This is a genomic window from Rugamonas rubra (assembly GCF_900114705.1).
In the GTDB taxonomy this organism is placed as follows: domain Bacteria; phylum Pseudomonadota; class Gammaproteobacteria; order Burkholderiales; family Burkholderiaceae_D; genus Rugamonas; species Rugamonas rubra.
On the sequence record NZ_FOTW01000042.1, the window covers coordinates 1 to 12,714 of the forward strand.

At 69.5% G+C, this 12,714-nt stretch carries 11 protein-coding genes and 1 rRNA gene; 3 read left to right on the plus strand and 9 right to left on the minus strand.

Annotated features, from left to right (window positions below; translation table 11 throughout):
• The first annotated feature begins 13 nt into the window (after nucleotides 1-13).
• A 5S ribosomal RNA gene (gene rrf / locus BM252_RS28335) occupies nucleotides 14-126 on the plus strand.
• Nucleotides 127-338: 212 nt separating this feature from the next.
• The gene (locus BM252_RS28340; RefSeq protein ID WP_093391071.1) at nucleotides 339-1,277 is read left to right on the plus strand and encodes an exopolyphosphatase; all 939 of its coding nucleotides are present in this window, start codon (nucleotides 339-341) and stop codon (nucleotides 1,275-1,277) included.
• 94 nt (nucleotides 1,278-1,371) lie between these two features.
• Here BM252_RS28340 and BM252_RS28345 read toward each other — a convergent pair whose 3' ends face one another.
• Both BM252_RS28345 and BM252_RS28350 read right to left on the minus strand, forming a co-directional pair.
• Nucleotides 1,372-2,625, minus strand: a complete 1,254-nt coding sequence (locus BM252_RS28345; protein ID WP_093391073.1) for a nitronate monooxygenase — start codon at nucleotides 2,623-2,625, stop codon at nucleotides 1,372-1,374.
• Between the two features lie 205 nt (nucleotides 2,626-2,830).
• The gene (locus BM252_RS28350) at nucleotides 2,831-3,316 is read right to left on the minus strand and encodes a YajQ family cyclic di-GMP-binding protein (protein WP_093391074.1); all 486 of its coding nucleotides are present in this window, start codon (nucleotides 3,314-3,316) and stop codon (nucleotides 2,831-2,833) included.
• Between the two features lie 152 nt (nucleotides 3,317-3,468).
• Here BM252_RS28350 and murB point away from each other — a divergent pair, with 152 nt between their 5' ends.
• Entirely contained in the window at nucleotides 3,469-4,494 is a 1,026-nt protein-coding gene (murB, locus tag BM252_RS28355) for a UDP-N-acetylmuramate dehydrogenase (protein ID WP_093391105.1), read from the plus strand.
• A gap of 55 nt (nucleotides 4,495-4,549) precedes the next feature.
• Here murB and ppnP read toward each other — a convergent pair whose 3' ends face one another.
• The 7 genes from ppnP to BM252_RS28390 form a co-directional block, all read right to left on the minus strand.
• Nucleotides 4,550-4,864 (minus strand): pyrimidine/purine nucleoside phosphorylase, encoded by a 315-nt coding sequence (ppnP, locus tag BM252_RS28360; protein WP_093391076.1) that lies wholly within the window; start codon nucleotides 4,862-4,864, stop codon nucleotides 4,550-4,552.
• 124 nt (nucleotides 4,865-4,988) lie between these two features.
• Complete coding sequence (gene cheB / locus BM252_RS28365) at nucleotides 4,989-6,026, minus strand: chemotaxis-specific protein-glutamate methyltransferase CheB (RefSeq protein WP_093391077.1); 1,038 nt, start codon at nucleotides 6,024-6,026, stop codon at nucleotides 4,989-4,991.
• Nucleotides 6,023-8,344, minus strand: coding sequence for a hybrid sensor histidine kinase/response regulator (locus BM252_RS28370; protein WP_093391079.1), 2,322 nt, complete (start codon nucleotides 8,342-8,344; stop codon nucleotides 6,023-6,025). The genes cheB and BM252_RS28370 overlap by 4 nt, the downstream gene beginning before the upstream one ends.
• Nucleotides 8,341-9,051 carry a chemotaxis protein CheW gene (locus BM252_RS28375; RefSeq protein ID WP_093391081.1) on the minus strand — a complete coding sequence of 237 codons (711 nt, stop codon included), beginning with the start codon at nucleotides 9,049-9,051 and terminating at the stop codon, nucleotides 8,341-8,343. The genes BM252_RS28370 and BM252_RS28375 overlap by 4 nt, the downstream gene beginning before the upstream one ends.
• Before the next feature lie 10 nt (nucleotides 9,052-9,061).
• Complete coding sequence (locus BM252_RS28380) at nucleotides 9,062-10,348, minus strand: CheR family methyltransferase (RefSeq protein WP_093391082.1); 1,287 nt, start codon at nucleotides 10,346-10,348, stop codon at nucleotides 9,062-9,064.
• On the minus strand, nucleotides 10,345-10,803 hold the full coding sequence (locus BM252_RS28385) for a chemotaxis protein CheW (RefSeq protein ID WP_093391084.1): 459 nt from the start codon (nucleotides 10,801-10,803) through the stop codon (nucleotides 10,345-10,347). The genes BM252_RS28380 and BM252_RS28385 overlap by 4 nt, the downstream gene beginning before the upstream one ends.
• Before the next feature lie 25 nt (nucleotides 10,804-10,828).
• Nucleotides 10,829-12,667, minus strand: coding sequence for a methyl-accepting chemotaxis protein (locus BM252_RS28390; RefSeq protein WP_093391085.1), 1,839 nt, complete (start codon nucleotides 12,665-12,667; stop codon nucleotides 10,829-10,831).
• Nucleotides 12,668-12,714 lie beyond the last annotated feature (47 nt).

The window sequence follows — 12,714 nt, forward strand, 5'->3', positions numbered from 1 at the left end:
GTACAAGTCAATGCCTGATGACCATAGCAAGTTGGTACCACCCCTTCCCATCCCGAACAGGACCGTGAAACAACTCTGCGCCGATGATAGTGCTGCAACCAGTGTGAAAGTAGGTTATCGTCAGGCTAGTTATATAGTAGTGTAAAAAACCCCACCTGCCCGAACGCGAACGCGTCCCGGCAGGTGGGGTTTTTTTACGTCCATCGCCGACGCGTGATGTGACGCATTGCAACGGCCTAGCACAATTGCTGTGCAGGCATGGGATTGGGTTGTATCATTATCCATCGCACCTTTTTGCCGGTGCTGGTGGAATGTTCTAACTTCTAAAGGGTGGTTTCATGTCAGCTGAAGCAAAAAAATATCGTCTGGTCACGCGCAGCGATTTCGATGGCCTGGTCTGTGCGGTACTCCTGAAGCATCTGGACATGATCGACGAGATCCTGTTTGTCCATCCGAAGGATATGCAGGACGGCAAGATCGCCATCAACGACGGCGACATCACGACCAACCTGCCTTTCGTGGCCGGCGTGCATCTGGCTTTCGACCACCACTTGTCGGAGACGATCCGCAACAAGGGGGAGCGCAGCAACCACGTCATCCATCCCGAAGCACCCTCGGCGGCGCGCGTGGTGTACGACTACTACGGCGGTCTGAAGGCCTTCCCGGCGTCGTGGGACGAGATGATGGCGGCGGTCGACAAGGGCGACGCGGCGCGCTTCAATGAGCAGGAGGTGCTCGATCCGCAGAACTGGGATCTGCTGAACTTCCTGATGGACGCGCGCACCGGCCTGGGCCGCTTCCGCGAGTTCCGTATCTCCAACTACAACCTGATGATGGACTTGATCGACTATTGCAAGAACCACAGCATAGAAGAGATCATGGCCCTGCCGGACGTGAAGGAGCGCAAGGAGCTGTACTTCGAGCACAGCGAGAAGTGCAAGGAGCAGATCCGCCGCTGCGCCACCGTGCACAAGAACCTGGTGGTGCTGGACCTGCGCAAGGAGGAGGTGATCTTCGCCGGCAACCGCTTCATCATCTACGCGCTGTTCCCGCAAACTAACATCTCGATCCACGTGCTGTGGGGCTTGAAGAACCAGAACACGGTGTTTGCCACCGGCAAGTCGATCCTCAACCGCACGTCGAAGACCAACATCGGCGCGCTGATGCTGGAATACGGCGGTGGCGGCCACGAGAACGCCGGCACCTGCCAGGTCGACAACGAGCTGGCCGAGGACGTGCTGGGTGCGCTGGTCCAACGGATCAACTCGGAGGGCTGAGACGGCGCGTCGCCGCGCCGAGCGACGGCGGCGCGGCAATAAAAAAACGGCACGGTCTGCGCAGACCGTGCCGTTTTTCTATGCTGCCGGAGAATTAAAACTCTTTTTCGGGCAGGGCGATTTCGTTGTTGACGCTGAACTGGTAGTCCTTGAAGATGTGTTCGGCGCTGAGCAGCTGGTAGTCGCCGTCCGGCTTCTTGTGCGTGGTGTCCTTCAGGCGGTAGGTGTAGTGGCCGCAGGTCCAGCAGTTGAAGTTGCGCATGTGCGTGCACAGGCAGGTCTTGTCCATCACCACGATGTTCTTCTCGTTCGGATGGGCCGCCACTTCGCGGTTGTAGGAGTTGATGTAGGCGCAGTTGCCGGTGGCGTCGAGCAGGTAGCCATAGGACTCGCAGCCCGGGCGGATGCCGGCGCCGATCGCCGGCGTGCTCTTGAGCATGCGCATCGGGTAGCCGGTCGGCGAGATGCCGTTGACGATGATGTCGTCCTCGGTGGCCTTGACGTATTCCTGCTTGACCTTGGCCGGCAGGCCGCACTCGTTGGCGATGGTGAAACGGGTCGCCACCTGCACGCCGGCGGCGCCGGCCTCGAGGAAGCCGACCGCGTCGCTGCCGGTGAAGATGCCGCCGGCGGCGATCAGCGGGATGTCCAGCTGCTCGGCCTTCAGGTAGGCGAGGATCTCGGCGGTGATGGTGTGCAGGTCGTAGTCGGCCCAGTCCATGCCGAAGCCGAGATGGCCGCCGGCCAGCGGGCCTTCGACGATGATGAAGTCGGGCAGGCGGTTGAGCTTGGCGTTCTTGCGCAGGAAGATCTGCAGCGCGCGCACCGACGAGACGATGATGCCGAGCTTGGCGTCGCGGAAGCGCGGGTGGTCGGCGATCAGCGCGAAGGAGCCGAAGTGCAGGCCGGCCGACAGGGTGATGCCGTCGACGCCGGCGTCGAGGGCGGCGTTGAGGCGCACGCGCAGGGTCTCGCGCGGGCCGTTCATGGTCAGCTTTTCCATGCAGTTGACGAAGATCAGGCCGGGGCCCTTCTTGGCGTCCATGGTGGCGCCGACGTGCAGGCGCTGCGCCTCGGCCAGACGGCCCAGGTCGAACTGCACCACGGCCTTGTCGGAGTTGTTGATGTTGAATTTGTAGAGCTTGGTCTTGTCCTTGACGAAGCTGGTATCGAAGCGGCGGTCGGAGACGTCCTCGACCATGGCGTCCGAGATGTGGCCGATGCCGCCCAGGCGGGCCGCCTCCAGCGCCAGTTCCGAGGTCGAGATATCCACACCCATTCCGCCAACCATGATGGGCACGTACTCGTTTTTGCCAAATCGCAGGCGGAAATCATCAACACGTTTCATTGCTATCCTTAGACTACCGTGGTTTGTCGCTGGGCGGAACGCCCAGGTCTGTTGCGCTCGCGCAGCAGGGCCCGACAGGGGGCTCAAGCAGCATTTTACCCCATGCAGGCTACCGTTCTGTGACGGCGCGCGGCGCCGGCGGCGCTGCGCGCGGCCGCCGGACTGGCGCGGAAGGGGCCGCCGGGACGGCCCGCTCCGGGCGGGATCAGTCGCGGAAGTTGTTGAACTCGAGCGGCATGTCCGGCACGTCCTTGCGCAGCATGGCCATGGCGGCCTGCAGGTCGTCGCGCTTGGCGCCGGTGACGCGCACCGCCTCGCCCTGGATGCTGGCCTGCACCTTCATCTTGCTGTCCTTGATGACACGCACGATCTTCTTGGCGTCGTCGGACTCGATGCCGTTCTTGATCTTGATGACCTGCTTGATCTTGTCGCCGCCGATCTTCTTGATGTCGCCGTCGTCGAGGAAGCGGACGTCGACCTTGCGCTTGGTCAGCTTGTTGGTCAGCACGTCGCGCACCTGTTGCAGCTGGAACTCGGAATCGGCGTAGGCCGTCAGTTCGTTCTCCTTCTGCTCGACGCGGGCGTCGCTGCCCTTGAAGTCGAAGCGGGTGGAGATTTCTTTGTTGGATTGCTCGACAGCGTTTTTCACTTCGATCATATCGGCTTCGGAGACTACATCAAACGACGGCATGGTGATTTCCTTAAAGGTGGAGCGGGCGGCGCGCGCGCACGCCGCCGCGGCAAAGGATGACATTTTAACGGACAACCGGCCGCGCGCCGCCATATTGGCGCTGGTTTTTTGCCTGTTTCGCTCTATAATCGACAAAATTGATCGGCTTTCCCATGCATCCACAGTTCCCACTCCAGCACAACTTCCCCCTGCAATCGCTCAACACTTTCGGCATCGCCGCCCGCGCCCAGGCGTATGTGCGGCTGGCCTCGGTCGCGCAGTTGCGCGCCGCGCTGGCCGACGCCGCGTTGGCCGCCATGCCGCGCCTGCTGCTGGGCGGCGGCAGCAACATCGTGCTGGGCGGCGACTTCGCCGGCCTGGTGCTGCACATGGCGATCGCCGGCCGCGAGCTGGTCGACAGCGACGCCGAGTTCCACTACGTGCGCGCCGGCGCCGGCGAGAACTGGCACGAGTTCGTGCAGTGGACCCTGGCGCAGGGCTGGGGCGGCCTGGAGAACCTGTCGCTGATCCCCGGCACGGTGGGCGCCGCGCCGATCCAGAACATCGGCGCCTACGGGGCCGAGACCAAGGATTTGCTGCACAGCCTGACCGTGTTCGACCCCGCCAGCGACACCACGTTCAGCATGGACGCCGCCGCCTGCCAGTTCGGCTACCGCGACAGCGTGTTCAAGCGGCCCGGCAGCCAGCTGATCATCGTCGACGTCACCTTCGCGCTGCCGCGCCGCTGGCAGGCCAACCTGGGCTACGCCGAGCTGGCCCAGGAGCTGGCCGCGCAAGGGCTGGCGGCGCCGGGCGCGCGCCAGGTGGCCGAGGCGGTGATCGCCATCCGCCGCCGCAAGCTGCCCGACCCCGCCGTGATCGGCAACGCCGGCAGCTTCTTCAAAAATCCCGTGGTGTCGGCGGCGCGCTGCGCCGAGCTGCTGGCGGCGTTCCCGGCGCTGGTGCACCACCGCCAGGCCGACGGCAGCGAGAAGCTGGCGGCCGGCTGGTTGATCGACCAGTGCGGTTGGAAAGGGCGCAGCATGGGCGCGGCCGGCGTGTATCCGCGCCAGGCGCTGGTGTTGGTCAACAACGGCGGCGCCAGCGGCGCCGAGGTGATGGCCTTGGCGCATGCCATCGAGGACGATGTGGCGGCGCGCTATGGCGTGCGGCTGGAGCCGGAGCCGGTGTTCGTCTGAGCCGGCGCGCGGCCCAGGGGCGCGGCGGCCGGGCGGCCGCCGCGTCATTCCGCTGTCAGCCGAAGTGGCAGACGTAGTCGAGGGTTTCGACGGTCTCGATGTCGAAGTGGCTGTTGGCGCCGATCTGGAACTGCTGGCCCGCCGTGTAGGTGGTCCAGTCGCTGGCGCCGGCCAGCTTGACCTTGCACACGCCGCCGACCACTTCCATGGTTTCCGGCGCGCCGGTGTTGAAGGTCAGCGTCGAGGGGAAGATCACGCCGAGGGTCTTCTTGCTGCCGTCGGCCAGCACGATGCTGTGCGAGACGCATTTGCCGTCGAAGTAGATGTTGGACTTCTTGACCACGCTGACTTGTTCAAATTGTGCACTCATGCTGCGATTTCCTTAGGATGGTTCGAAGGGGAGGACGGGCGGTCGCGTCGGCGACGCGGTGGCGCCCGGCCCGTGGGGCTGGGTTAATATTCGGAAAATCGGCGCGATCGGCGCGGCGTCCAGCCTACTTGGCCGGCGCCGCGCCCAGGGTGCCGCGCAGCGTCGGTCCGATCTTATCCAGGGGCAAAATCAACTGCGCCGCGTCGAGCTCGGCGGCGGCGCGCGGCATGCCGTAGACGGCGCTGCTGTCCTGGTCCTGGGCGATGGTGGTGTGGCCGGCGCGGCGCAGCGCGAGCAGGCCGTCGGCGCCGTCGCGGCCCATGCCGGTGAGCAACACCCCGACCGCCTCGCCGCGCCAGTGCCGTGCCACGCAGTGGAAAAACACATCGACCGAGGGGCGGTAGGCGTAGTCCCTGGGAGCTGCATCGTACCCCAAGCGCAGCTTTTGATCTAGCACTAAGTGGTCGTTGCTTTTGGCGATCAGCACGCCGCCGGCCAGCAGTTCCTCGCCCTGGGCGGCGGCGCGCACCGGCATGGGCAGCTGCTCGGCGAGCCACTTGGCGAAGTGCTCGGCGAAGTTTTCGTCGATGTGTTGTACCACCACCACGGCGCAGCCGGGCGGCGGGGTCCAGGCGGCGAGCAGGCGCGCCACCGCCATCGGCCCGCCGGTGGAGGCGCCGATCGCCACCAGCGCGTTGACGGCCGCCGCCGGGCCGGCATGGCGGCCGTTGCCGTTGCCATTGCGCGGGCCGAGCGCCTGGCTGCCGCCGCTGTGGCGGATCAGCCGGTCCATGGTGCGGATCTTGGCCAGCAGCTCGGCGGCGCCGCCGGCCTGGCCCTGCAGCACCGGCGTGGCGGTGACGTCGAGTGCGCCGGCGCCGAGCGCGCGGAACACCTGGTCGACGTTGTCCTGCGGCCGGCCGGTCACCACCAGGATGGCGCAGGGGCTGTGGCGCATGATCTGGCGGGTCGCCTCGACGCCGTCCAGGCCGGGCATGTTGAGGTCCATCAGGATCAGGTCGGGGCGCTGCTCGGCGCACAGGCGCACCGCCTCCAGGCCGCTGCGGGCGATCCACAGCAGCTGGTGCTCGGCGGTGCTGGCGACGACGCGGCGCAGCGCCTCGGCGGCCATGGCGACGTCGTTGGCGATGGCGATCCTCATAGGCGCGCCTCGCCGATCAGGTCGAGCACGGCGTCGAGCAGGGTCTCGTCGTGGAAGCTGCCCTTGGTCAGGTAGTAGTCGGCGCCGGCGGCCAGGCCGCGGGCGCGGTCCTCGGGGCGGTCCTTGTAGGAGACGATCATCACCGGCAGCAGGTGCAGGTGCAGGTCCTTCTTGATCAGGGCGACCAGCTCGATGCCGTCCAGGCGCGGCATGTCGACGTCGGTGACGACCAGGTCGTAGCCGCCGCCGCGCACCGCGTTCCAGCCGTCGATGCCGTCGATGGCGACGTCGACCTCGAAGCCGCGTCCCAGCAGCAGCTTGCGCTCCATCTCGCGCACGGTGAGCGAGTCGTCGACCACCAGGATGCGCTTGGTCTTGCGGCGCGCCGCCTGGTCGGCGCGGGCCAGGCGGTGCAGGCCGCCCTGGTGCAGCAGCTTGTCGATCGACAGCAGCAGGTCGGGCACGTCGAGGATCAGCACCGGCTCGCCGTTGTCGAGCAGGGCGGCGGCGGAGATGTCGCGCAGCTTGCCGAACACCGGGTCGAGCGCCTGCACGGCCAGGCTTTGCTCGCCACGGATGGCGTCGACCACCAGCGCGTAGCGGCGGCCGGCGGCGCCGATCAGCACCACCGGCAGTTCGCCGGCGCCGGCCGCCATCTCGCCCAGGTCGAGCAGCTGGGCGGCCGAGACCAGGCCGAGGTGTTCGTCCCGCAGCGTGAAGAACTGCTTGTTCTCCAGCGTGTGGACGGCGTCCTGCGCCACCTTGAGCACGCGCTCGACCTTGACGATGGGAATGGCGTAGGCCTCGCCCTTGATGTCGACCACCAGCGCGCGCACCACCGACTGGGTCAGCGGCAGGGTGATGGCGGTGCGGAAGCCGTGGCCCAGCTCGGACTCGAGGCGCACCGTGCCGTTCTGCTGGCGGATGGTCTCGTGGACGATGTCGAGGCCGACGCCTCGGCCGGAGATCTCGTTGGCCGACCGCTTCAGGCTGAAGGCGGGCAGGAACAGGAACTCGAGCAGCTCGGCGGCGCTGAGGGCGGCGGCCATGGCCTCGCCGGCCATGCCGCGCTCGACCACGGCCTGGCGGATGCGTTCGAGGTCGACGCCGGCGCCGTCGTCGCTGATCTCGATGCTGAGCATGCCGGCGCGGTGGCGCGCCTCGAGCACGATGCTGCCGTGCGGCGGCTTGCCGGCGGCGGCGCGCTCGGCCGGCGTGCCCATGCCGTGGTCGACGGCGTTGCGCAGGATGTGGTTGAGCGGACTCTCGATACGCGCCAGGATGTCGCGGTCGACCAGGGTGTCCTCGCCGACGACGCGCAGACTGACCTCCTTGCCCATGCCGCGCGCCAGGTCGCGCACCATGCGCGGGAAGGCCTGCACGCCGTCGCGGAAGGGGCGCATGCGCAGCGTCAGCACCTCGTCGACCAGGCCGCCGGCGACGGCCAGCACGCGCCGTTCGTAGGACTCGAAGGCGGCGATATGCTCGAGCATGGCCTGCTTGAGCGGATGGCTTTTCTGCAGCGCCAGCAGCGACTTCTCCTTGAGCGCGGCGTCGGCGCCGTTGGCGATGGCCTCGTGCAGCTGCTCGAGCTGGGCGAACAGGCTGCCCTGGTTGCGCTTGAAGCGTTGTAGCTCCTGGATCAGCGGATGCAACTGGTGGGCGTTGATGCGCGACTCGCTGGCCAGCGACAGCAGGCGGTCGAAATTGTGCGCCACCTTGGACGGCGCCGGCGGGCGCGCCGGCGCGCCCGCTTCCTCGGCGGCGGGCTGCGGCGTGGACTGCGGCGAAGGCGGCGGCGAAGATGCCGGGGCGGTCGGCGCCGCCGCGTCGACGGCGGCGGCGCCGACCGGCGCCGGCGCCAACGCGGGTGGCGGTGGCGGCGCCAGCGGCTCGGGCAGGAAGGCGATGTTGGCGATGGCCGCCATGGTCTGGCGGATCTGCCCGGCGGCGGCGGCCAGGCCGGCCGGGGCGGCGGCCTCGTCGAGCCGCGCCACGCGCAGGATCAGGTCGACGCCGGACAGCAGCACGTCGACCCGGTTCGGCGTCAGCGCCAGCTTGCCGTGCTGGGCCGCCAGGAAGGCGTCCTCCATGCCGTGCGCCAGTTGCACCACCAGGTCCAGGCCGACGATGGCGGCGGCGCCCTTGATCGAGTGGGCGGCGCGCATCATCGGCTCGATCGCGGCGGCGCTGCCGTCGCGGCTGCGCTCGAGCGTCAGCAGGCCCTCGGTCAGCACCTGGCACTGGGCGTCGGCCTCCATGCGGAACAGGTCCTGCATGGAAAACTGGCTCAGATCGCCCGGCTGGTCCTGGCTCATCGCAGCACCCGCGCCAGATGTTGGCCGACCAGCTCGGCGTCGAGGCAGCCGATGTGCATGCCGCCGTGCGACAGCACGCCGGCCAGATAGCGCGCCAGGCCCTTGTTGATGGTGGCGGCCGGTGCCTGCAGCGCCGCGCCGGCGTGGCGCACGATGCCGTGCAGGTCGGCCGCCGGCACGGCGAAGGTCCGCTCGTTCCAGCGCAGCAGCAGCAGGCGCGGGAAGATGTGGCGGCCCTGTTCGGCGTCGGCCAGCGGCTCGCTCTCGTCGATGCCGAGCAGGGCGGCCAGCGACAGGCAGGGGTGCAGCGTGCCGCCGACGTTGACCACGCCGAGCAGCTCGCGGCCGTCGCGGTGGGGCAGGCGGTGCGGCCGGGTGTGCGGCGCCACGGCGACGAACTGCGCGGTCGGCAGCGCCAGCCATTCGCGGCCGAGGCGGAACACCAGGCGCGAGGCGTCGAGCGCGGCGTCGTCGCGCAGCGGCTGGCGGAAGTGCGCGGCCCATTCGCGCTGGTAGTCGGCGCCGACCGGGCGCTGCAGGTTGCGCTGGGCGGCGTCGGCGTAGACCTCGCAGTTGCGGCAGTGGATGTGCGCGGGCAGCTTGGGACAGCTCTGGTCGCCGGCCACGCCGATGCGCTTCCAGCAGTCGTCGATGGCGCCGCCGGCGGGCGCGGCGGTGGTGATGGCGATGGTGGCGGTGGTGTTCATGGCGCGCCTCTCAGTTGGCCTGCTGACGCTTGTAGATGCGCGCGGCGCGGGCCTTCAGCGCGATGGCGGTGGCGCGGTCGGATTGTTGTTCGGCCAGCAGGGCCAGGTGGCACAGGGCCTGGTAGTGGTCGGGCTGCAGGTAGATGCAGCGGCGCCAGTGTTCGCGCGCCTGCTGCGGTTGCTCGGCGCGCTCCATCAGCAGGCCGAGGATGAAGTAGGCCTCGGCCGAGTCGGGGTGCTGCTCCAGCCAGGCCAGGCAGGCGGCGCCGGCCTGTTGGAACTGGCCCAGGTCGGCCAGCCGGCGCGCCTGCGGCAGCAGCTCGGCCTGCGCCGTCGCCGCCGGCGCCGTGGCGGCCGCCGTGGCAGGCGGCGCGGCGCCGGCCGCCCCGAGCTGCGCCGGCGCTGGAGCCGCAGCCGCCGGCACGGCCGCCAGCGCGCCGGACGCCGCAGCCGGATACGACAGCGTGCGGCGCGGCGCGCCGGCCGGCACCGGCAGCGGCGCCGCCACGGCGGGCGCGGCGGCGCCGCGCTTGCGCAGGCCGAAGGCCAGCGGATAGGCCAGCGAGACAAAGCCGTGCTGGCAGAACGTGGGCACCTCGGCGTAGCCGGCGAACAGCTGGCCGTCGTCGGCCAGCAGGGCGTCGAGGCGGGCGATGGCGGCGGCGCTGGTGGCCGGGGCGAAGTAGATCAGCAGGTTGCGGCAGAAGATCAGGTCGTAGTGGCCGGGCGCCAGTCCGGCGCCCAGTTCGAGCAGGTTGCCCTGTTCGAAGCGCACCTGGCGGGCGATGCCCTCGGCGACGCGGTATTGCTGCGCGCCGGCGGCGCTGAAGTGGCGCTGGCGGAAGCCCAGTTCGTCGCCCCGGAAGGCGTTGCGGCCGTACACGCCGGCGCGCGCGCGGGCCAGGTTGGCGGCGCTGATGTCGACCGCGTCGATGGCGTAGGCGGCCGGCGCCACGCCGGCGTCGCACAGCGCCATGGCGATCGAGTAGGGCTCCTCGCCGCCGGCGCAGGGCACCGACAGGATGCGCAGCGGCCGCGCCGCGCCGGCCGGCCCGGCCAGGCGGCGCAAGACGAAGTCGGCGGCGGCGGCGAAGGCCTGCGGATCGCGGAACAACCACGACTCGGGCACCACCACCAGCTCGACCAGGGCGGCGATCTCGGCCGGCGTGACGGCGGCCAGGTAGGCGGCGCGGTCGGCGGCGCCGGTGTGCGCCATGCGCGCGGCGACGGCGCGCTCGGCCTGCGCCTCGGACAGGTTCAGGCCGCAGGCCCGGCGCAGCAGCGCCAGCGGGCTCATGCCGCGTGCTCCGCCGGGGCGAACAGGATGGCGCGCAGCTCGGCCGGCAGCAGCCGCGCCAGCTCGACCAGCTGCACCATGCCGCCGGCCGCGCTGGCCACCTGGCCGAGGAAGGGCGCGGCGGCCACGCCGCTGTCGGCCAGCGAGGCGGCGGCCAGTTCGCGCACCCCCAGCACGCGCTCGGCCAGCAGGCCGAGCAGGTGGACGGCGCCGTCCGGCGCGACATAGTCGACCAGCACGATGCGGCTGTCGAACTGGTCGCGGGTGGCCGCCAGCCCGCTCAGCAGGCACAGGTCGACCACCGGCACCGGCCGGCCGTGGAAGTCGAGCAGGCCGGCGACGTGGGCCGGCGCCAGCGGCAGGCGCTTGAGCTCGAGCAGCGGCAGCACGCGCACCACCTGGCGCAGCGGCAGGCCGTAGCGGTCGGCGCCGATGTGGAACAACAGATGTTTCATCGCCCGGCCCTCATGGCGCCCGCCGTCATGCCGCGACGGCGAAGTTGGCCACGCTGGCCTGCAGGTCGGCGGCGGCGTATTGCAGCTGGTGCACCGCCTCGCTGGTGGCCTTGAGCGAGTCGACGCTTTGTTGGGTGGCGTCGTTCAATTGCGTCATGGTGCTGGAGATCTGCGCCGCGCCGACCGCCTGCGACTGCATGCCCTGCAAGACGGCGTCGAACTGCGGCGCCAGCTTCTGCACCTGCGCCATCACGCCCGACAACTGCTCGCCCACCTGGCGCACCTCGCCGACGCTGCGGCGGATCTCCTCGGAGAACTTGTCCATGCCCATCACGCTGGCCGAGACGGCCGATTGCATCTCCTTGAGCATCTGTTCGATGTCCCAGGTCGACACCGAGGTCTGGTCGGCCAGCCGGCGGATCTCGGTGGCCACCACCGAGAAGCCGCGGCCGGCCTCGCCGGCCTTCTCGGCCTCGATGGCGGCGTTGAGCGAGAGGATGTTGGTCTGGTCGGCCACCTTGGTGATGGTGGTGAGCACGCCGTTGATGTTGCTGGCCTTGTCCGACAGCGCCGCCAGCTTGGCGTTGATCGAGTCGGTGGCGGCGACCATGTGCTGCATGGTGGCGTCCATGCGGCCCAGCTGCTGCTGGGCGCCGGCGGTGGCGCTGGTGGTGAAGTCGGCCACGGCGCTGGCCTCCCGCATGGTGGCCAGCAGGGCGCTGGTGTTGGCGGCGATCTCGCGGGTGGTGCTGAGCACCTCGACGCTGGTCTGCGCCTGCTCGATGCCGGTGGCCTCCTGCTGGCGCGCCGAGGCGGCGATCTCGGTGGCCGAGGTGGTGACTTGGATGCCGGCCCGCTGCACGTTGTCGATCAGGCCGCGCAGGCTGTCGAGCATGCTCGCCACGCCGCCGCCGAGCCGGCCGATGGCGTCGTCGCCGGCGCCGTCGACCCGGCCGCTCAGGTCGCCCGTCGCCGCCTTCGACACCACCACCAACAGCAGGTCGACCTGGCCGCGCAGCTGCTCGCCGGCGGCCTGCTCGCGCGCCAGGTTGTCCTCGATGGCCTGGGCCATGCGGTTGAACTCCTGCGCCACCAGGCCCAGCTCGTCGGCCGCCAGCACCTCGGCGCGGGCGCCACGGCGGCCGGCGGCGAGCTGGCCGACCGCCTCGGTCAGGCGGCCCAGCGGCAGGGTCAGGCTGCGCGTCAGCGCCCAGGCCACCAGCAGGGCCAGCGCGACGCAGACGGCGCCGCCGGCCGACAGCACCAGCAGCATGTTGTGCTGCATGTCGCGCGCCGCCAGCGAGCGCTGGGCGAGCAGGCGGTTCTCCTCCGCCGTCGCCTCGGCCAGCGCCTGGTAGATGGAGCGCACCAGCGGATTGCCCAGCTTCAGCTGCAGCGCCTGGCCGATGGCGTCGGCCGCGCCGGCCTGCGTGCCGAGCGCCTGGCGTTGCGCCATCTGCGGTTCGACGACCTGCGCGATCCACTGCGGCACCAGGCCGGCGACGCGGCGCAGGCGGGCCAGCTGGGCCGGGTTGTCGCTCACCCGGGCCTGCAGGCGGGCGATCGAGGCGGGCAGGTCGGCGAGCTCGCGGCGGGTGGCGGCCATGGCCTGCGGGTCGCCGTTCAGGTAGTAGTTGCGCGCCTGCACCTGGGCCTGCAGCATGTCGGCGTTGAGCTTGTCGATCGCCAGCAGCACCTGCATGCTGTGCTTGTCGAGCTCGTTGGCCTGGGCCATGTTGGTGAAGTTGTTGTAGGCCAGCGCCAGCAACAGCAGGATGATGGCGACGATGCTGGCGAAGGCCAGGTACAGCTTCTGCTTGATGCTGATTTGCCGCCGGCCGGCCCGCCCGCCACCGCCCGGCATGGCCGCCGCTTGCCCGCTGCGCTTTGCTTGATGCATATTGCCTCCCC